Here is a 19,905-nt window from a genome sequence, read left to right as displayed (position 1 = left end):
AAAGGGATGGCGCGGAGGCCATCCCTTGCCCGCATCGAGAATCGACGTTCTAGAAGTGATACGCGACACCAACCACCGGCTCGTACAGGTTGAACCACTTATTGGTGGTGAGGTTTTGGGTCGTGTTTCCGCTGCCTAGTCCGAAGTTCGGCACCTTTGTAACAATGCCGCGATATTCTGCACGAATATCGAAGCTAGGGCTGATCTCGTATGCGATACCGGCGCCGTACATGCCGGCGAGGTTGGTCTGCTGCTTGGCATCGATCGAGGTGGTTCCCGAGTTGCGGATGGGAAGGAAAATCATGCCTGCCGGCCCGGCTTCAACGAACGGGTTCCACTTGCGGAAGGTGAAGCTACGGACGTATGCGCCGGACATTTCCTGCGTGCGCGTCAGGATCTTGGTGACGTTCGTGTTGCCAACTACGTAGCGATAGGTGTTTTGGTACGTGATGCCGTAGTTGGCTTCTAGTGCGCTATTAGGAGTGAGCATGAAACGGTAGCTGACCAAGGCCCCGTAAGCGGCGTTGGAGTGAACCTGGACGTTTGTGGAGGAGGCCACAAACGGCGGGATCAACGCGAAGCCGCTGAGGCTGACATCCTGGCGGCTTTCCTGGCTTCTGCCTGTGGCCACACACACCGCCAGCAGGAATAGTACGAGTACGATCTTCTTCATTCGGTTCCTGATCCTCACGACTGCCCAACCGTCCCGGCTGGCAACGAACTGTCATTCCGGGTACACCGGTTGGCGCCGGTCCCCGCTCAGAGCAATTGTAAATGCCCTGAACGGCCCCTTCGCCACAGCGCAGGAATGAACTAAGCCTTAGACGCAGAGAAATCTGAACGGTGTATTCATGAATAGCACAAAAGATGCGGGCGATGGCGTGGTCGGAGCAGTAGGCATCTTTCCGCGACGAGATCAGGCCGACTTTTCCACATGGTAATAGAAGGGCGGTCCCGTGCGCCGGGCCAGCGCACGCACGGTACGCAGGAATGCAGTCGCGGCGTACGAGAGAGTTCCGTGGCGGCGGTGAACGAGGCGAAGAACGCGCTTCATCTCGAGCTCCGCAACGGCGACGGCGACCAGTTCTCCGGTTTCGAGCTCGCGGGCCACCGTGAGATGCGGGATCAGGGCAACACCATTGCCCATGGAGACGAATCGTTTGATCGCCTCGATAGTCGGCAGCTCAATATCCATATTGAGCGGAGTGCGATAGCGCTGGAACGCTTCGATGACCTTGCGGCGGAGTGGGGAGGCCACATTGTGCGCGATGAAGCTTTCGTTGCCGAGGTCGGCGATAGAAACGCGCCCGGCACCGGCGAGATGGTGTTGCGGGCTGACGATGAGGGCCAGGCTGTCGCCGTACACGGCAATCGTGCGGAACTGTTCGGGATCGGGGCGAAAGGAAATTACCCCCATTTCGAATGTCCTGAGGTTGAGTTCATCAGGGATATGGGAGGCCAGCATTCGCTGTACCGTTACCGTGACCTGCGGATACTCGCGGCGGAACTCGTCGATGGCAGGGAGAAGGTAAGTGCAGGTGTACTCATTGGCAGCCATGTGCAGGCGGCCACGTTCGAGGCTCTTGAGTTCGCCCAGAGCACTCGTAGCTTCGCGGCGGAGAGCCATCAGACGAAGCGCGTAATCGTGCAGAAGCGTGCCGGCCGCAGTAAGCGATCCGTCCCGGGCGGCTCGATCAAAGAGGACTTCTCCGAGGGATTCCTCGAGCTTGCGGATGACCTGGCTCACCGCGGGCTGCGTACGATGCAGGCGACTTGCGGCGCGTGAAAAGCTGCGTTCTTCCGCAACTGCAAGAAATGTCTCTAGCTGATTGAGTTCCATAGTGTCAGCACCAGGCTCGGAGTCTCAATTCAGCATAAGTGATTCTGATAGGAACCCCAAAAATAATAACTTTGCGTTATAACGGGCGAATAGGGGAAACTAGAGATGTTCGAACAACGGTTTCCCCTCACCAGGTGAAATTTATGACAACAAAACACGTAGCGTTCTTCGACACGACTCTGCGGGACGGCGAGCAGTCACCCGGCTGCAGCATGACGACGCAGGAAAAGCTGACGATGGCCCATGCGCTCGAGGATCTGGGCGTGGACATCATCGAAGCCGGGTTTGCAATGGCATCTGAAGGCGATTTTGCGGCGATCGCCACGATCACCCAGGCGGTTCGGCGGCCGAAGATCGCCTCTCTGGCGCGAGCAAAGCAGGAAGACATCGAGATGGCCGCGCGGGCGGTTCAGTTTGCCGACCGGCCCCGGATTCACGTATTCCTGGCTTCGAGCGATCTGCATCTGGAGTACAAGCTGAAGATCAGCCGGCAGGAGGCACTGGACCGTACGGCGGAGTCGGTTCGCCTGGCGCGGTCGCTTGTAGATGACGTGGAATTTTCACCAGAGGATGCGACGCGCTCGGATCGCGATTTCCTGGTGGAGATGGTGCGCGTTGCGGTAGAAGCCGGCGCAACCACCATTAATATGCCTGACACTGTGGGCTACACGACGCCGGCGGAGTACGGGAAGATGTTTCGCGATGTGCGCGAGAGGATTCCGGCGGTCGATGCACAAGGCGTGATTCTGTCGTCGCATTGCCACGATGATCTTGGGCTAGCGGCTGCAAACTCGTTGGCGGCGATCGAGGCCGGCGCGCGTCAGGTAGAGTGCACGATCAACGGCATTGGCGAGCGCGCAGGCAACGCGGCTCTGGAAGAGATTGCCGCCGCACTCTATGTCCGCGCTGATTATTACAACGTGGAAACGGGAATCAAGCTGGACCAGCTTTATCCGACCAGCCAGGTGCTGGGCAACATCATCACTTTCAAGCCCTCCCCCAACAAGGCGATCGTCGGCGCGAATGCATTTGCGCACGAGTCGGGCATTCATCAACATGGAATGCTGGCGAATCCGCTGTGCTACGAGATCATGACGCCGAGCCTGGTAGGAGTGCCGAAAACCAACCTTGTTTTGGGCAAGCACTCGGGACGCGCCGCGCTCCGGCATCGCTTGGAAGAGTTGGGGTTCTCGCTAGATCGTGACGAGTTGCAGCACACGTACTACCGTTTTGTGGCGCTTGCAGACCGCAAGAAGAATGTGTACGACCAGGATCTGATCGGCATCCTGCCGGATGAGATCCGCGCGCGGCGACATGTGCCGGTGCACGAAGAAGTCAACTGAAACATTTGTGACTGTTTACACCTGACCATCTTTAGACGGGAGCAGAATGAAGCTGAAGATCCTGGTAGTGGCCGGCGATGGCATCGGCCCCGAAGTAACCAACGAAGCGGTTGCGGTTCTGCAGGATGTGGCCGCGCTGGGCGGACACGAATTCACGTTTACTGAGCGCCGCATCGGCGGCGTGGCGATTGTGCAGGATGGTACTCCGCTGCCTGCGGACACGCTGAATGAAGCGCTCGCGAGCGACGCGGTTCTGCTGGGCGCGGTGGGCGGCAATGAGTTCAATTCCCTTCCCCCGGACAAGCGCCCTGAAGCGGGCCTGCTGCAGCTTCGCGCTGCGCTAGGCGGATTTGCCAACCTGCGGCCTGCATTTGCATTCAAGGAACTCGCAGTCAATAGCCCGTTGCGGCCCGAGATCGTGGACGGCGCGGACATCATGTTCGTCCGCGAACTGCTCGGTGGACTCTACTTCGGCCAGCCGCGCGCGTGGGATCGCGACAAGGGCGAGAGCTGGAACACAATGCGTTACACACGGGATGAAGTGGCGCGTGTGGCGAGGATCGCATTCAAGCTGGCCCAGGGGCGCCGCAAGAAGCTGACCAGCGTAGACAAGGCAAACGTTCTAGAGGTCTCGCAACTGTGGCGCGCTACGGTGAACGAAGTAGCGGCGGAGTTTCCCGATGTGACGCTGGAGCACCAGTATGTGGATGCGATGGCGATGCACCTGATGAACCAGCCGCGCAACTATGATGTGGTGCTTACGGAGAATCTGTTCGGCGACATTTTGTCGGACGAGTCGGCTGTGATTACGGGTTCGCTCGGGATGTTGCCTTCGGCGACGATTGGCGGCAAAGTCGACCTGTATGAGCCGGTGCATGGTTCGGCGCCAGACATTGCGGGCAAGGGATTGGCGAATCCGCTGGGCGCGATCCTCACGGGTGCGATGATCTTGCGGCTAACGGCCGGCCTGGAAGCCGAGGCGATGGCGGTGCGGACCGCGGTACGCACTGTGCTCGAGAACGGCGGGCGGACTGCCGATCTGATGCGCGGCACGAATCCGCAGGGTTACAACCTGCTTTCGACCACCGCGATGGGTGCGCAGGTGCGCGATACGTTGAAGCAGATTCTGGCCAAGCGCGACACGCTGGTTTAAGAGGATTACGAGGTCAACATGGGTACTCCAAAGACACTATTTGAGAAGGTGTGGGAGCAGCACGTCGTAGCGGAGCCGAAAGGCGAGCCGACGCTGCTCTACATCGACCTGCAGCTCGTACACGAGGTCACTTCCCCACAGGCATTCGAAGGACTGCGGCTGGCGGGGCGCAAAGTGCGTCGGCCGGATCGTACGGTGGCCACCGTGGACCACAACGTGCCGACCACGATTGAAGGCCGGCTTAATATCGTCGACCAGATTGCGGCCACGCAGATTGCTACGCTGCGCAAGAACTGCGCGGAGTTCGGCGTGGAGCTGTACGACGTGGATTCGCGCGAGCAAGGCATCGTGCACGTGATCGGGCCGGAGATGGGAATCACCAAGCCGGGTATGACGATTGTGTGCGGAGACTCGCATACCTCGACTCATGGCGCGTTCGGCGCGTTGGCGTTCGGCATCGGCACCAGCGAAGTGGAGCATGTAATGGCGACGCAGACGCTCCCGCAGGGTAAGCCCAAGACGTTCCGGATCTCGGTTGAAGGCGAGTTGCCTACGGGCGTGACGGCGAAAGACATCATCCTGGCGATCATCGGGAAGATCGGCACAGACGGCGCAACGGGCAGCGTGATCGAGTATGCGGGTTCGGCGATTCGCGGCCTAAGCATGGAAGGCCGGATGACGATCTGCAATATGAGCATCGAGGCCGGCGCGCGCGCGGGCATGATTGCTCCCGATGAAACGACCTTTGCATATCTGAAGGGCCGACGCTTCTCGCCGAAGGGTGAGGCATGGGATCGCGCGGTTGCGGAATGGAGCAAACTGCCTACAGATGAAGGCGCAACGTTCGATCGCGAACTGACGATCGATGCTGCCACCCTGGTTCCGTATGTGAGCTGGGGAACGAGCCCAGGCATGGTTGCTCCGGTGACCGCCGCGGTGCCCGATCCGGCGAAGGTCGAGAACGAGGCGGACCGCAAGTCTTTTGAGCGGGCGCTCGAGTATATGGCGCTGAAGGCGGGAACGAAGTTTGAAGATGTCGCCATCGATCGCGTGTTCATCGGCTCGTGCACAAACGGGCGGATTGAGGATCTGCGCGCGGCGGCCAAGATCGCTGCAGGCCACAAGGTGTCTTCGCATGTACATGCGATGGTGGTGCCGGGTTCGCAGCAGGTGAAGGCGCAGGCTGAGAACGAAGGCCTGGACAGGATCTTCAAGGAAGCCGGCTTCGATTGGCGCGAACCTGGATGCTCCATGTGTCTAGGAATGAATCCCGACATTCTCTCCCCAGGCGAGCGTTGCGCTTCTACGTCGAACAGGAACTTCGAAGGGCGTCAGGGACGTGGGGGCCGCACGCACCTGGTGTCGCCAGAGATGGCGGCAGCTGCGGCGATTGCCGGGCACTTTGTCGATATCCGCAACTGGGAAGTTCGCGAGGAGGTAACTGCCTAATGCAAGCATTCACAACTCTGACATCACTGGCGGCACCTCTCGATCGCACCAATATCGATACCGACCAGATCATCCCTAAGCAGTTCCTGAAGCGCATCGAGCGCACAGGCTATGGCGATTTCCTGTTCTTCGATTGGCGACAGACGCCGGAGGGCGAGCCGGTGCCCGAGTTCGTGCTCAATGATCCGCGCTTCAAGGGCGCGCAGATTCTGATCGCTGGCAAGAATTTCGGATGCGGGTCAAGCCGTGAGCACGCCGCGTGGGCGCTGAGCGACTATGGGTTTCGCTGCGTGATTGCACCGACGTTCGCGGACATCTTCTTCTCGAACGCGGGCAAAAACGGCATTTTGCTGGTGAAGTTGAGCGAAGAGCAAGTGGCCGAACTGATGTACAGAGCGCAGACAATCCCGGAATACGAGCTCAATGTCTCTCTTGAAGACCAGACCGTGACCGACGGAGAAGGCTTCTCGGCGAGCTTTGAGGTCGATGGGTTCCGACGGTATTGCCTGCTGGCAGGCCTGGACGATATCGGGCTGACGCTGCGGCATGCGGATGCGCTGGACAAGTTTGAGAAGCAGCATGATGAAGCGAGCTGGTTGCAGCCGAAGTAAGCCAGCGGAGCTAGCGGAGTTAACGGCGCTAGCAGGACAATTTGACACTGGCGGCGCAGGTGAACGGCAAAGCCAGCACAGACCAAGAACTAGCTCCGCCAGCACCGCGAGCGACGCTAGCACTGCTATTCAGGGAAGATATGACTGTAGAAGGCAAGCGCAATAGTGTTCCGTTGACCGAGGGTCCCAGCCGTGCAGCCGCGCGTTCGTATCTGCGGGGTGCCGGCTTTGCGAAAGACGATCTGCATAAGCCGATTATCGGTATCGCCAACACCTGGACCGAGATCGGCACCTGCAATGTTCATCTGCGTGAAGTGGCCGATGCGCTGAAGCAGGGTATTCGAGAGGCGGGCGGCACGCCGATGGAATTCAACACCATCACGATCTCCGACGGGATCACGATGGGGACGCAGGGCATGAAGGCGTCTCTCGTGTCACGCGAGGTGATTGCCGACTCCATCGAGTTGGTAGCGCGTGGAAACCTGTTCGACGGCCTTGTGGGCATCGGCGGCTGCGATAAGAACATGCCGGGCATCATCATGGCGCTGTGCCGCCTGGATATTCCGGGGATGATGCTCTACGGTGGATCGATCGCGCCGGGCAAGATTGACGGCCCCGATGGCAAGAAGATCGACATTACGATTCAGAACGTGTTCGAGGGCATCGGCTCATACGCGGCGGGCAAGATTGACGACGCGGGGCTCGAGGCGCTCGAAGCCAATGCGTGTCCTGGCGCGGGAGCCTGCGGCGGCCAGTTTACGGCGAACACGATGGCAATGAGCGGCGAGTTGCTGGGGATCTCACCGATGCATTTGTCGGGCGTTCCCGCGACTGCGAAAGACAAGTTGGAAGCCACGCGGGAAGCTGGCCGCATGTTGATGGATGCAGTGCGGGCGAACCGCCGGCCCTCACAGATCATCACGCGTAAGGCGTTGGAGAACACGATTGCCAGCGTGGCAGCGAGCGGCGGGTCCACGAACGCTGTGCTGCACCTGATCGCCATTGCGAAGGAAATGGGGATTGAACTTTCGGTTGATGACTTCGACGCAATCTCGAAGCGTACGCCATTCATCTGTGACCTGGTTCCGGCGGGCAAGTACATGGCTTCGCACTTCCAGGAAGCGGGCGGATCGCGTCTGTTGGCGAAGCGACTGATTGACGCGGGTCACGCGGATGGATCAACGCTGACCATCAGCGGCAAGACGCTGGCGGAAGAGGCCGGGTTGGCGGAAGAGACGCCGGGACAGGTAGTCATCAAAACATTCGAGCAGCCGATCAAGCCTACGGGCGGACTCGTCATCCTTAAGGGCAACCTCGCGCCTGAAGGGTGCGTGATGAAGATCGCCGCGGCCGATCGCGTGGAGCATCGCGGGCCAGCGCGGGTGTTCGAGTGCGAAGACGACTGTTTCGCGGCGGTGCAAGGCGACAAGATCAAGCCCGGCGATGTGTTGGTGATCCGCTATGAAGGTCCCAAAGGCGGGCCGGGCATGCGCGAAATGCTGCAGGTCACGGCCGCAGTCAGCGGGCATCCGGACCTTAGCCACACAGTTGCGCTGCTGACGGACGGACGATTCTCCGGAGCGACGCGCGGATTCACAGCGGGGCACGTTGCTCCAGAAGCATTCGTTGGTGGACCGATTGCCGCGGTCCGCGAGGGCGACATGATTCGCTTCGATATTCCCAACCGCACGCTGACGCTGGAGATCAGCGATGCGGAGATGGCGGAACGGCTCAAAGGCTTTGCGCCACCGGCGCTGCGCTGGCCGCAGGGTGTATTCCGAAAATATGTGGACCGTGTGAACTCGGCTTCGCAGGGTGCGACGACGTAGGAAGGTAGATCGATGGGCATTTTCGACAAGTTCTTGAAAAAGAATGCGCAGCCGAAGTCCCAGGAGTGTGTGCTCATCCGTCTGGATGGAGTGAATTTACCCGACGAGGTGTATGCGAAGTATGACGTCGCCACACTCGAAGATCAGTTGATCGAAGAGATCGAGACGAATCGCGCTGGAGAGTTGGATGGTCACGAGACCGGAGATTCAGTGACCACAATCTATCTCTACGGGCCCGATGCGAACCGACTCTACGATGTTGTGGAACCAGTACTGAAGGATTATCCGCTCTGCAAGAACGCGCGAGTAGTTATCAGAAAAGGCGGCCCGGGATCGCCGCAGTCTGAAGTGCAGTTGTAGGTCATACGAAGGAGAGCCCTATGAACACCAACGTCAACACGCCTTCCCCCAATGGAGCCATCACCACGCCCACACGGTTGACGGGCTCGGAGATTCTCTGGGCCACTCTCGTCGGCGAGGGCGTTACGGACGTCTTCGGCTATCCGGGTGGAGCGATTCTGCCGGCGTATGATGCGCTGCGGAAGTTTCCGATCCGGCACGTGCTGGTGCGTCACGAACAGGGCGCATCGCACATGGCCGATGGATACGCGCGTGCAACCGGCAAGGTTGGCGTGGCGGTTGCGACGAGCGGACCGGGCGCGACGAATCTGGTGACGGGAATCGCAACGGCAATGCTCGATTCGATTCCGATGGTGTGCGTGACGGGTCAGGTGTCGAGCAAGGTGCTGGGGACCGATGCGTTCCAGGAAGTGGACATCACCGGCGTGACGCTGCCGGTGACGAAACACAATTTCCTAGTGAGCCGCGCTGAGGACCTTGCGCCGGCGCTGCGGCATGCATTCCAGATTGCGCGTTCGGGGCGGCCGGGTCCCGTGCTCGTCGACATCACGAAGGATGCGCAACAGGCCACCGCACTGTTCGACTTCGACGCTGCCAAGCCGGCGCCGTACCGGCCGCATCCGATGCTCAAGGTGGAAGAGAACGGGCTGAAGGAAGCGGCGGAGCTGATCCGCAATGCGAAGCGACCGGTGATTCTCGCTGGACATGGCGTGATGCAATCGGGCGCGATGGAGCAGGTTCGGTCTCTCGCAGAACGCGCGCAGATTCCTGTGGCGCTCACGCTGCTTGGGTTGGGCGGCTTCCCTGCGTCCCATCCGCTGAACCTGGGCATGATGGGCATGCACGGCGAGTCCTGGGTGAATCATGCGATTCAGGAAGCCGACCTGCTGATTGCGTGCGGCATGCGGTTTGACGACCGCGTGATTGGCACGCCTAGCACCTACGCTCTGAAAGCGAAGAAGATTCACATCGAAGTCGACCCGGCGGAGATCAACAAGAACATCAAGGTGGACGTTGCGCTGGTGGGCGATCTCGCCGAGGTGCTGGAACAATTGCTGCCGCAAATTTCCGGCCGAGACGGCTCTGCATGGTTGAAGACGATCGATGCCAGCAAGGGCGCCGTCGCGGTGCGCGATATCAAGAACCTGCCGGACTCGGGTCATCTGTACGCTGCGCACGTGATGCATGATCTGTGGCGGATCACGGGTGGCAACGCGATCGTAGTGACCGACGTTGGTCAGCACCAGATGTGGGAAGCGCAGTACTTCCATCACGAGCATCCTCGCACGCTGATTACTTCAGGCGGGCTGGGCACGATGGGATTCGCACTGCCCGCGGCGATTGGAGCGAAGGTCGCGTGCCCCGACAAGGAAGTATGGGTGGTTGCTGGCGACGGCGGCTTCCAGATGACTTCGCCGGAGCTCGCGACGATTGTTCAGGAAAAGCTGAAGATCAATATCGCCGTGATCAATAACGGATATCTCGGCATGGTGCGGCAGTGGCAGGAGTTCTTCTATGACAAGAACTACGAGTCGACGCCGCTGGTGAGCCCGGATTTCGTGAAGCTGGCCGATGCGCATGGTATCGCGGCAAAGGCAGTGCGCACGCGCGGTGAACTCGCAGGCGCTGTGGAAGAGGCGCGCGCACACAAGGGTGCATATCTGCTGAACTTCCTTGTGGAGAAGGAAGACTCGGTTTATCCGATGATCCCGGCCGGCTCTGCACTGCACGAAATGATTCGCCGTCCCGGCAAGAACCCGCTTGTTGAGCGGCCCGACGACATCTAGAAAGCGAGACGACGATCATGATTCATACTTTTGTTTCGTACGTGGATGACAAGCCCGGCGTGTTGACGCGCGTGTCGTCGCTGTTTCGGCGTCTGAACATCAACATCATCTCGCTCACGGTGGGGCGCAGCGAGCGGCCAGGGCTGTCGCGCATGACGATCGTTTGTGAGGCGTCGGCGGAAGCGGGACACCGGATTCGCGCGAGCATGTACAAGCTGGAAAACGTGCTCGACGTGGACGATATTGCCGGGGCGCCCGCGGTCACGCGCGAACTGGCGCTGATCAAAGTTGCGGCCACGAAGGATACACGCTCGCCTATCTTCGAGCTGGTCGAGGTGTTCAGAGCTCGTATAGTCGATCTTGCGCCGGAGTCGCTGATGATCGAGATGACGGGCGTGGAGAGCAAGATCGAGGGACTCATCCAGGTGCTGACGGAAGGCGATAATGAAATTCTGGAGGTATGCCGCAGCGGCAAGATGACGATGCGCCGCGGGCACCACACCAGCCGGGTTCTGAAGGCACTCGGAGCTGGCGCAATCGAACCGGAAGATGGCGCCAGCCAGACACAGCAAGCCGAAGAAGGCGCGGTCGTCGAGCCGGAATAGCAAACAGTGGTCAGTGATCAGTGGTTAGTGATCGATGATCCCGGAGTTGAAGCAGGATTCACAGTGGGTGTAAAGCCCGACGAATTTCAAACGCAAACCTTGCAGACAAAGGAAGATTGATAACGCAATGGCAACGACTTACTACGATCACGATGCAGACCTTTCCCTCATCCAGGCCAAGAAAGTGGCCGTCATTGGCTACGGCTCGCAGGGGCACGCACACAGCCTCAACCTGAAGGATTCAGGTGTTCAGGTGAAGGTGGGTCTTGCCGCCGGATCCAAATCGATCGCCAAGGCGCAGAAGGCCGGGCTTGAAGTAGCAACGGTTGCCGAGGCCACCAAGTGGGCCGACGTGGTGATGGTGCTGGTTCCGGATCAGACCGCTGCGAAGCTGTATGCCGAGGAGATTGCGCCGAACTTGTCCGCAGGCAAGCTGCTGCTGTTTGCCCATGGATTCAACATTCACTTCAAGACGATCACGCCGGCGGAAGGCATCGACGTGGGCATGGCAGCGCCGAAGGCGCCGGGCCATCGCGTGCGCGAGGTGTTCACTGAGGGCGGCGGCGTTCCGGGACTGATTGCCATCCACCAGGATGCGACGGGCAAGGCGCATGCGCTGACGCTGAGCTACCTGAAGGGCATCGGCTGCACCCGTGCAGGCGTGCTCGAGACTACGTTCAAGGAAGAGACCGAGACCGATCTCTTTGGCGAGCAGGCGGTGCTTTGCGGCGGCGTGAGCGCGCTGATCAAGGCTGGCTACGAGACGCTGGTCGAGGCGGGTTATCAGCCGGAGAGCGCGTACTTCGAAGTGCTGCACGAACTCAAGCTGATTGTGGACCTGATCTATCGCGGCGGGTTGGCTTATATGCGCTACTCGATCAGCGACACGGCTGAATGGGGCGATTACGTGAGCGGGCCGCGGGTAATCAATGAGACCAGCAAGCAGGCGATGAAGGACATTCTGAAGGACATTCAGGATGGGACGTTTGCGAAGCGGTTCCTGGCGGATCAGAACTCAGGGCGGAAGGAGTTTCAGGCGTTCCGCGATGCCGAGGCGAAGCACCCGATCGAGATTGTGGGCAAGCAGCTTCGCGCGTCGATGCCGTTCCTCGATCCGGTGACTGTCGAGGAAGTGGCGAAGAACCGGTAAGGCTGGCGTTTCAGAAGGGCTCCTGCGCTTACGCGCAGGAGCTCTTTGTTCTGCGGGTAAGGTGCTGCATAGGAAAGACTTACGTGGCACCTACGTCGGCGGAATAGCCCTATTAACTGATAAGTACAATCAGGCATTCCATGTTACAACGACTTGTTTTGAGGCTATGGGATTTGGAAGATCAACAAGCCTAATTGCTTGTGTTCATTAGGTCGGTTTTTGGCGAAGATATGGAGAAGTAAAAACAGGGGGAGGGGTAGCTAATTTTCTAGTAACCCCAGTTACATGCTAGTTAACAAGCCTTCTACCCTTCCTGTGGTGATGCGCGGCCCAGATTACTGTGATCTTTCAATGAGTCACCTGGGAGATCAGACACTACTCCCTGCCTTCTGAAAGGCTCTCCGATGATAGGACGTTGGACTTGCTGCGTATGTGATGGCGGTCACGATGGTGGGGAGGCTATTGGGGCTGGGTTTCCGATGTGAAACGCGGCGCTGACGAACGTCGCGCCTACAGCGCGGGGTCGGCTGCCTCATCCAGTGGATTGGTTTATTCAAAACTGAGGGAACTGGCAACGGAAGCAAGAGCACGTTGAGGAGATGTGCTGGAGTTCGGATGAGATCCGTCGCACTCTCCTCAACGCCGCTTTCGATTGGATACGATCTTTGGACGGCGCGCGTTTCTTCGAAGGCAATCCGCTCGTCCATCGCGGCGGCCGCACGGTCTATCTTGCGCGCAAGCCGAGAAGCTGAATCGCACAATAGCTTGAGGGCAACCCGACGTTCGATGCCAACCGTCAATGGTCTGATTGAGAACCGGATACAGACACAGTTTCCTACCGAGATGCCCTCAAATTTGCTTCATTGGTATCGGGTACCCCGGCACACTCGGCCCGCCAGAGTACCCTCGCCGACCGAATCAATAGCTAATTGTGCCTGCGAAGACGAAACGAACAGGCCATTTCGCCTCAAGAGTTGGCGGAGAGACTGGACTGATGTATACCGTGAACGGCACACGGCCCGCTGCATGTTGGAACCGGCCAGTGCCACCAATGATTGTCAGTTCACCCTCCTGCACGATCACCTGCGCGGATGCCGCGACCGTATGCGCGGTATAGGTGGCATTAATATCAGCCCCGTTGGCCCCGGTGAAGATTGCATGTCCATCGATGGCTTGCGTTCCGTCACTGGAAGCACAATGCGCTGTCGTGAGGGTACTGTTCCCGAGGTGACTAACCCTGCCTTCGTTCGTGGAGACTGTCTGCACAGGTTGCGTCGAGCATTCGGAAGACATGACGAAGGTTACCTCTCCCGTCATCGTGCCCCAGAATGGTCGCGGCTGTGCTTGATGTTGAGACATGGTAACTTGGGCCATCGCGCCGCTTGCCGCCGGCAAGACAATCGAGGCCAGAATTGACGTTATGAATAGCCGTAGACTCATACTGCACCTCCTGCCCTGTTACCGTAAAGCGCATCTTGCAATCCAGCAAGCGACATTGCTGGTCAGGAAGGCGTGACGTTCTTTGTCATGCAATCCGGCTTGTTGAATCAGGTGGGTCTATAATTCATCTCGAAAATCTCTTCATATCGAGCTATGCCACAAAGGGGTGAAGCCGTGGCAGTCGCCGCTCAAACAGACGAACGTCTCGGTTCGTGGAAGGAAATTGCCGCCTTCCTTAAGGTCTCTGTTCGCACCGCGCAAAGATGGGAACAAACGGAGAATCTCCCGGCTCGCCGCCATCACCATAAAGACGAAGCATCGGTCTATGCATATCGCACGGAGCTGGAGCAGTGGTGGAATAGCCGGCCACAGCCCCTGTTGCATTCAGGGCACCTCAGTACTCGCACGCCTTCCATCGTAGTGCTGCCGTTTGTAAATCTGGGTGGCAAATCCACCGATGAGGTTCTTACCGATGGCCTGACGGAAGAACTCATCACGGCTCTAGCGCAGGTCCAAGGTCTGAAGGTTGTCGCGCGCACTTCTTCCTTCCACTTCAAGGGCAAAACGGAGGATGTTCGCCTCATCGGGCGCCAACTCGGGGTGCGTACCGTGCTCGAAGGTAGTGTTCGCCGCCAGGGCAAGCGCATGCGCATCACTGCGCAATTGCTCGACGTCGAGGATGGTTGTCATCTGTGGGCGCGGCGCTTTGATTGCCGGCTCGAAGATGTTTTCGAACTGCAGGATGAAATCACCAGACAAACCGTAGCGGCTCTCGAAGGACGTTTGGTCTGTGCGGGCGAGAAGATGCAAAGAGGAGCTCTATCAAGAGACGTTGAGGCCTACGAACTCTATCTCCGAGGACGATACCACTGGAATAAGCGGCTGCCGCATGAGCTTGAGATTGCAGCCGATTTCTTCGAGGCAGCGGTTGTACGGTCACCCGGGATTGCGCGAGTGCATGCGGCGCTGGCCGATTGTTGCGCGATGATGGCCGCCTTCGGCGGAGGTGCAGCAGAGAAACAAGCACGAAGGGCTTCCAGTGAGGCGGAATTAGCCCTGCACTTGGATGCACGCCTTGGCGAAGCTCACGTCACTCTTGGGTTCATACGTGCATACCATCACTACGATTGGGCGGGTGCAGAGCACCATTTTCGAAAGGGGCTCGCGCTGAATCGCGATGATGCCCGCGCTCATTTGTTTTATGCCGGTATCGTGCTTGCGCCAACCAGCAGGCTGCGCGAGGCCGATTTTCACCAGCAGCTCGCCGCCGAGCTCGACCCGATGTCCCCGGTTGTGGCGGGCGGATTTGGAGCCGACTGGATGTTTCAGCGTCAATATGACTCCGCCATCTCCGCATGTCGCCAGGCTCTCGACTTGGAACCGACATATCCCTGGGCCTTGCGATGGCTTGGCGAAGCCTATCTGTTGAAGGGTATGTATAAACAAGCTGCCGACACTTTGGAGAGGATCGAAACACCTGTATTCGGCTGCGGGTTGCTCGGCGGAAGTTACTTGGGAGCCGGGTACCGCGACAAGGCCAATCAAATGATGGAGGATTTGGAGAACCGTGCTTCACCCGGGTTGGCGCTTCAAATCGCAATCCTGAAGCTAGCTTTTGGTCACGAAGAAGCAGCAATCGAAAGCCTTGACCAGGCGCGTGTTTCAAGGAACGTGGGAATACATTGGCTGAACGTCGACCCAATTTGGGATCCGCTTCGTCCGCGTGCCGAATTTCAAGGAGTCCTTCGCCGGATGAACCTGTGATCATCGAAAGGCTGCTGCCGCTGCAAAAGCGACACGCATCCTCGGTGGAAGCGTCCAGGAGATCTATTAGCGGCTTCTCATCGAATCTCAGCATGCTAGTAGCCCGGTCATATTTTCGAATGCCCTCGCAATGTATTGCGGAAATCCGAAGTTGTGCCCCGTTCATCGCGCTTTTGCGATGAGTGGGCGCGGAAGTTACCCGGTTCAACGTATATTCCACCTGCACTCCAGCCGGCAGTTGATTCCCCCGACGAAACGACGTCCACTGCGATTCGATTTCAACGGCTCCTTGCATTCCTGTCACTCATCCGCGATAAGGCCGTGGATGAATGGTGCACTCAGGTTTCGGGTGATCTCTTGACCGGGCCACCTGCCCACCCGCCGGCGCTACCGGGGGGATGAAGCATCCCTCCCCGGTCCCCAAATGCGAGGGACCGGGGGCACCCTCATGCTGGTTTTTCGATTGCGTCAAACGGGGATTGAAAATTCATCGCCCTCTAACGCATGACCATGCGTTCGGGCCCTATAGTTCAGCCCGGGTACTGAGGCCAGCAATCGCCTCACTTCTCCCGTCGGGCCCTGATCCGAATTTTTCGAATGTCCACCGCGGTGCTTCAACGACACCGCACAGGTGTCGTGTGTCCGCAGGGCTCGCCAATTTCAACCGCTGTCCCCAAATCTGGAGGTCGATCGAAATGAATTTCAGGAAAGCAGCAGCCTGTCTCAGCATTGCAGCTTTAACCGTTTCTCAGGCCGTGGCCAAAGACCATGACGACGACAAGCATCGATCCATTCCGCACCTGGATCACGTGTTCATCATCATGATGGAGAATCACTACGTCGGGCAGATTATTGGAAATCCCAATGCGCCCTACTTCAACCACTACGTGCCGACTGTGAACTACTCGAATAACTACTTCGGGGTGGGACACCCGAGCCTCACCAACTATCTCGAGACCGTGGGGGGTTCCAACTTCGGCATCCAGAACGACAATCCGCCGGATTGGCATAACACCAACTGCGTTTCGACGCTGGCGGTCCCTGTAGACGAGTCCTCTGCCCCGGTGAGCTGCCCGATCTCCGGCGCCGGCATGGATGCGGCAACTCCGGCAGTGGATACGACCAACGAAGGCACACCGACGGAGCCTGTCTACAACGATCCCCTTCCAGCGGCGCCGACTGTGGGAATCACGATTGCCAATCAGCTTGTGGAGCACGGGCTCACCTGGAAGTCCTACCAGGAGAACCTTCCTCCTTATGGCGCAGATAGGGTGAACTACAGCGACGGTCTGATCTCAGAAGTGACGCAGTCCGAGCCCGGGATGCCCAAGCTGTATGCGGTGAAGCACAACCCGTTCGCGTACTTCGCGGATGTGGAAGAGGGCAGGCATCACGATCTGAGCCTCAAGCAGATGGTTGACTTCCACGTGTTGTTTGCCGACCTGAAGACCGGCGACGTGCCGAACTACGCGTTCATTGCGCCCAACCAGTGCCACGACCAGCATGGGCGCGGGTCGAGCGAAGTGGGCACGGGCTGCTCGGTCGACCAGAATGCGATTGCCCAGGGCGATGCGGCGCTGAGCGTTCTGATTCCGGCCATCAAGAACTCGCCGGCATGGCGGCACGGCAACAACGCTATCGTGGTTGTCTGGGACGAAAACGACTACAGTTCCTTTCCGAACCAGGTTCCCTTCACGGTGGAGACGAACTACGGGCCTCTGGGCAAAACGAGCAACGTGAAGTACAACCACTTCTCGCTGTTGAAGACCGTTGAAGCCGGTTTCGGACTGGACTATCTCAATCACGCAGCTGATAGCAATGTGCGACTGATCTCGGACCTGTTCGCCGCTCATTGAGACAGCCATTAGCCATCAGCTTTCAGTGATCAGCAGAAACCGCCGCAGAGAATAGCTCTGCGGCGGTTTTGCGTATTGGAGGTTCGGCGGATCGTGGCATCCACCCAGGTGTCCAAAACCGGAGACCTGAGGCGCCCGCCCGTGGGTGTAACTTGAGACTCCTTAAAGACGGCGGGGCGAGGTTCGTGGTTTCCCACTCATCCACGATAGGGCTGTGGATGAATGGGGCACCGAGGTTTCTGGCGATCTCTTGACCGGGGCCATCTGCGGTCTCTGACATTCTGAAGTCCCTCTTGCGCGTCGTGGTTAGGATTCCCAGGTTTGTTCGAAAGGCACCGCGCCCTCAATCTGGTGATGGTTTGGGCTTCCCTCCCGATCCCGAATGCGAGGGACCGGGGGGTGCCCGTCGATTTCTGTGCAGAACACGGGGACCGAGTTACACTCCGGCCCCGACTATTCCGCACAGTTAGTGAATTGTGTACGTGGCCGACGCGATCCCAATCGATCCCATCGTGGTGGTTACGTTGTTGGTGTAGATGTGTCGGCCGCCCGTGCACGGATTGGCCCCGCAGCCTGTGGTTCCGTTTAAGCCAATTTGGTGCTGATTGCCGGCCCCAAAGTGCTTCCAGGTTGCATGGGTAGTCATCGCGAAAGCGCCACATTGCGCGTATAGAGGATTGGAACTGCAGTAATTCGACATCGGCGAATACTTCGTCCCATTTACGGTCAGGCTATCGATGTACATGCAGCCCGTGCCCTTGCCACAGCCAGCGGTATCGCCCTTGATCCAATGCGCCTCGTACACAACATCGGTATGGCTGCTGGTAGGTAAATTACAGGCGATAGTGGTAGGGAACCAGCTCCCCGACGCGTTGATTTCCCAAACTGAGCCATTGCATTGCAGGCTGGCCTGGTGCAATGCACCCGTCGTCGTATCACAGCAGTGCTCCATGTCCATCTCGTTTCGCGTGATCACCGAGGTGCCCTGGTCCGGCTCAATAACCAGATGTTGGGTGATTGTCGTGCACCCGTCGCATGTCGTGGGTGCTTCATGAATGAAGAGAATGGCGTTCGTTGGACTCGAATTTGTGGTGGAAGCCTCCAGGTAGGCGGTCGATCCCGTTTGGAAATCCCACCAGCTCAGACTGCCGCTCGTCCCGTTGTTCGAATTCGTATTGCACACCCAATTCGGATTCTCTTGGGTGTTCCCCGGCGGCGCATTGCACTTCCAGCCGGTCCTGGATGTCTGGGAGTTGATGTCTGTAACGCCGGTATAGGCACAGATCGCATGGATGGTCTCCGAAGCAGATACCGTAATCGGCCCTGTATACAAGGTCGCTGCCGTATTGGCGGGATAGCCGTTTGTCGTATACCAGATGGACGTCCCGCTGGACGGGGTACAACTGAGCGAGACGGTCTGCGAACCGGTGTAAGTCCCAGACGAAAGTGAGAATCGCACCGGCGCGGTACCGACCGCACGAACTACGTAGTTACGGGAATCGGAGAAGAACAGATTGCCTGCCGAGTCCAGAGCCATTCCGTACGATCTGCCGATTTCAGCGCTGGTCGCCTGGCCGCCATCGCCCGAGTATCCCCCTGTACCGTCCCCAGCGACTGTCGTGATGATACCCGTCGCTGCCGAGACCTCCCGAATCCGGTCGCTGTAGTAGTCCGTGATGAACAGGTTCCCTACCGCGTCGCTGGCGATTCCCAGCGGATAATTAAGCTCCGCCGCCGTCGCTGGTCCGCCATCGCCAACGTATCCGGGCGTCCCATTTCCCGCCACAGTCGAGATAATGCCCGTCGAGGCTGTCACCTTGCGAATCACACTGTTGTTAAAATCAGCAATGTACAGATTGCTCAGGGGATCCATAGCGAGATCCATTGGCCCCCATAACTCGGCGCTTGTGGCCAATCCGCCGTCTCCGGTGTAACCGCCTGTGCCAGTTCCCGCCACCGTTGAGATATAGCCCGTCGATGCGGTGACCTTCCGGATCCTATTATTCCCTGAATCCACGAAATAGATATTGTCTGCGCTGTCCAGCGCTAGGCCATAGGGGTTATACAACTCCGCGGAGGTGGCGGGACCGCCGTCGCCGGAGAAGCCATAGGTGCGGTTCCCCGCAATGGTGATAATATCGCCAGCCGCCGGGCACGTGGTTCCATGAATGGGGCTCGTCGTATTTGCACAGATCATCCGGATCCGGTTAGCTCCGTTATCCGAGATGAACACGTTTCCTTGGGAGTCCACCTTCACGCCGTAGGGGGTAACGTTGCTCTGCGTTGCCGGAATGCCGTCCACGTAACCACTGGCATTTTCATTTCCGGCAATTACCTGTATTGCTCCTGTAGACGCGGTAACCTTCCACAGCAGCTCCGCAAACTGCCCGGCAATATAAACGTTCCCCGAGTTATCGAGTGCCACGCCATAAATAATCCCAATGTCGCAGCCCTTTGCCGTCCCATTGCACCCACCGTTCCCAGGATTCATCCCGGCAACCGTATTGATGATTCCGGGGCCTGGCACTTGGACTTGAGCTTTGGCCTCCGCGGTCCAGAGTATCGCGCAGAGTATCGCGAACAATGAGGCACATAGAACCCGCCGAGCACTCGGATTGAGCCTGGCTGGACTGTCAAACGCGACTCTTTTGTCCTTACCGCGCACGTAGATCCTTCCGTGCGTCAGGTCACGTCGTGAAGGTTGCAAGTCGATGGGGA

Annotated in this window: 15 protein-coding genes; 11 read left to right on the top strand and 4 right to left on the bottom strand. The window is 58.6% G+C overall.

Translation table 11 applies throughout. The annotated features are described in order from the left end of the window. Positions 1-49: 49 nt before the first annotated feature. Both MOP44_RS17285 and MOP44_RS17280 read right to left on the bottom strand, forming a co-directional pair. The gene (locus MOP44_RS17285) at positions 50-673 is read right to left on the bottom strand and encodes an outer membrane protein (protein ID WP_260791498.1); all 624 of its coding nucleotides are present in this window, start codon (positions 671-673) and stop codon (positions 50-52) included. Between the two features lie 243 nt (positions 674-916). Next, positions 917-1,840, bottom strand: a complete 924-nt coding sequence (locus MOP44_RS17280) for a LysR family transcriptional regulator (protein ID WP_260791497.1) — start codon at positions 1,838-1,840, stop codon at positions 917-919. 143 nt (positions 1,841-1,983) lie between these two features. Here MOP44_RS17280 and MOP44_RS17275 point away from each other — a divergent pair, with 143 nt between their 5' ends. The 9 genes from MOP44_RS17275 to ilvC all read left to right on the top strand — a co-directional run bounded on the left by MOP44_RS17275 (position 1,984) and on the right by ilvC (position 12,127). Next, entirely contained in the window at positions 1,984-3,183 is a 1,200-nt protein-coding gene (locus MOP44_RS17275; RefSeq protein WP_260791496.1) for a 2-isopropylmalate synthase, read from the top strand. 46 nt (positions 3,184-3,229) lie between these two features. Continuing rightward, positions 3,230-4,336 carry a 3-isopropylmalate dehydrogenase gene (gene leuB, locus MOP44_RS17270; protein WP_260791495.1) on the top strand — a complete coding sequence of 369 codons (1,107 nt, stop codon included), beginning with the start codon at positions 3,230-3,232 and terminating at the stop codon, positions 4,334-4,336. Between the two features lie 18 nt (positions 4,337-4,354). Then, positions 4,355-5,785 (top strand): 3-isopropylmalate dehydratase large subunit, encoded by a 1,431-nt coding sequence (leuC, locus tag MOP44_RS17265; RefSeq protein ID WP_260791494.1) that lies wholly within the window; start codon positions 4,355-4,357, stop codon positions 5,783-5,785. Next, entirely contained in the window at positions 5,785-6,396 is a 612-nt protein-coding gene (leuD, locus tag MOP44_RS17260) for a 3-isopropylmalate dehydratase small subunit (protein WP_260791493.1), read from the top strand. The genes leuC and leuD overlap by 1 nt, the downstream gene beginning before the upstream one ends. 140 nt (positions 6,397-6,536) lie before the next feature. Beyond that, on the top strand, positions 6,537-8,225 hold the full coding sequence (gene ilvD / locus MOP44_RS17255) for a dihydroxy-acid dehydratase (RefSeq protein WP_260791492.1): 1,689 nt from the start codon (positions 6,537-6,539) through the stop codon (positions 8,223-8,225). Positions 8,226-8,237: 12 nt separating this feature from the next. Next, positions 8,238-8,585, top strand: a complete 348-nt coding sequence (locus MOP44_RS17250) for a hypothetical protein (RefSeq protein WP_260791491.1) — start codon at positions 8,238-8,240, stop codon at positions 8,583-8,585. A gap of 20 nt (positions 8,586-8,605) precedes the next feature. Further along, positions 8,606-10,372 (top strand): biosynthetic-type acetolactate synthase large subunit, encoded by a 1,767-nt coding sequence (gene ilvB / locus MOP44_RS17245; RefSeq protein ID WP_260791490.1) that lies wholly within the window; start codon positions 8,606-8,608, stop codon positions 10,370-10,372. 17 nt (positions 10,373-10,389) lie between these two features. Further along, positions 10,390-10,977 carry an acetolactate synthase small subunit gene (ilvN, locus tag MOP44_RS17240; protein WP_260791489.1) on the top strand — a complete coding sequence of 196 codons (588 nt, stop codon included), beginning with the start codon at positions 10,390-10,392 and terminating at the stop codon, positions 10,975-10,977. Positions 10,978-11,104: 127 nt separating this feature from the next. Beyond that, on the top strand, positions 11,105-12,127 hold the full coding sequence (gene ilvC / locus MOP44_RS17235; protein ID WP_260791488.1) for a ketol-acid reductoisomerase: 1,023 nt from the start codon (positions 11,105-11,107) through the stop codon (positions 12,125-12,127). A 918-nt stretch (positions 12,128-13,045) separates the two neighbouring features. Here the strand turns inward: ilvC and MOP44_RS17230 are convergent. Further along, positions 13,046-13,567, bottom strand: coding sequence for a hypothetical protein (locus MOP44_RS17230; protein ID WP_260791487.1), 522 nt, complete (start codon positions 13,565-13,567; stop codon positions 13,046-13,048). A 174-nt stretch (positions 13,568-13,741) separates the two neighbouring features. Between MOP44_RS17230 and MOP44_RS17225 the strand changes: the two genes are divergently transcribed. After that, positions 13,742-15,331 carry a tetratricopeptide repeat protein gene (locus tag MOP44_RS17225; RefSeq protein ID WP_260791486.1) on the top strand — a complete coding sequence of 530 codons (1,590 nt, stop codon included), beginning with the start codon at positions 13,742-13,744 and terminating at the stop codon, positions 15,329-15,331. A gap of 695 nt (positions 15,332-16,026) precedes the next feature. Next, complete coding sequence (locus MOP44_RS17220) at positions 16,027-17,187, top strand: alkaline phosphatase family protein (protein ID WP_260791485.1); 1,161 nt, start codon at positions 16,027-16,029, stop codon at positions 17,185-17,187. A gap of 466 nt (positions 17,188-17,653) precedes the next feature. Here MOP44_RS17220 and MOP44_RS17215 read toward each other — a convergent pair whose 3' ends face one another. Next, a complete protein-coding gene (locus tag MOP44_RS17215) occupies positions 17,654-19,714 on the bottom strand; it encodes a chitobiase/beta-hexosaminidase C-terminal domain-containing protein (RefSeq protein ID WP_260791484.1) in 2,061 nt (686 codons plus the stop codon). Positions 19,715-19,905 lie beyond the last annotated feature (191 nt).

Source organism: Occallatibacter riparius, assembly GCF_025264625.1.
GTDB classification, from domain to species: Bacteria; Acidobacteriota; Terriglobia; order Terriglobales; family Acidobacteriaceae; genus Telmatobacter; species Telmatobacter riparius.
The sequence above is the reverse complement of the archived record's forward strand: the minus strand, read 5'-3'. Positions and strand labels throughout refer to the sequence as shown.

What these genes read in the sequence shown, in the direction of transcription:
- MOP44_RS17285 (WP_260791498.1), bottom strand. Translation starts at nt 673, where the DNA reads ATGAAGAAGATCGTACTCGTACTATTCCTGCTGGCGGTGTGTGTGGCC.
- MOP44_RS17280 (WP_260791497.1), bottom strand. Translation starts at nt 1,840, where the DNA reads ATGGAACTCAATCAGCTAGAGACATTTCTTGCAGTTGCGGAAGAACGC.
- MOP44_RS17275 (WP_260791496.1), top strand. Translation starts at nt 1,984, where the DNA reads ATGACAACAAAACACGTAGCGTTCTTCGACACGACTCTGCGGGACGGC.
- leuB (WP_260791495.1), top strand. Translation starts at nt 3,230, where the DNA reads ATGAAGCTGAAGATCCTGGTAGTGGCCGGCGATGGCATCGGCCCCGAA.
- leuC (WP_260791494.1), top strand. Translation starts at nt 4,355, where the DNA reads ATGGGTACTCCAAAGACACTATTTGAGAAGGTGTGGGAGCAGCACGTC.
- leuD (WP_260791493.1), top strand. Translation starts at nt 5,785, where the DNA reads ATGCAAGCATTCACAACTCTGACATCACTGGCGGCACCTCTCGATCGC.
- ilvD (WP_260791492.1), top strand. Translation starts at nt 6,537, where the DNA reads ATGACTGTAGAAGGCAAGCGCAATAGTGTTCCGTTGACCGAGGGTCCC.
- MOP44_RS17250 (WP_260791491.1), top strand. Translation starts at nt 8,238, where the DNA reads ATGGGCATTTTCGACAAGTTCTTGAAAAAGAATGCGCAGCCGAAGTCC.
- ilvB (WP_260791490.1), top strand. Translation starts at nt 8,606, where the DNA reads ATGAACACCAACGTCAACACGCCTTCCCCCAATGGAGCCATCACCACG.
- ilvN (WP_260791489.1), top strand. Translation starts at nt 10,390, where the DNA reads ATGATTCATACTTTTGTTTCGTACGTGGATGACAAGCCCGGCGTGTTG.
- ilvC (WP_260791488.1), top strand. Translation starts at nt 11,105, where the DNA reads ATGGCAACGACTTACTACGATCACGATGCAGACCTTTCCCTCATCCAG.
- MOP44_RS17230 (WP_260791487.1), bottom strand. Translation starts at nt 13,567, where the DNA reads ATGAGTCTACGGCTATTCATAACGTCAATTCTGGCCTCGATTGTCTTG.
- MOP44_RS17220 (WP_260791485.1), top strand. Translation starts at nt 16,027, where the DNA reads ATGAATTTCAGGAAAGCAGCAGCCTGTCTCAGCATTGCAGCTTTAACC.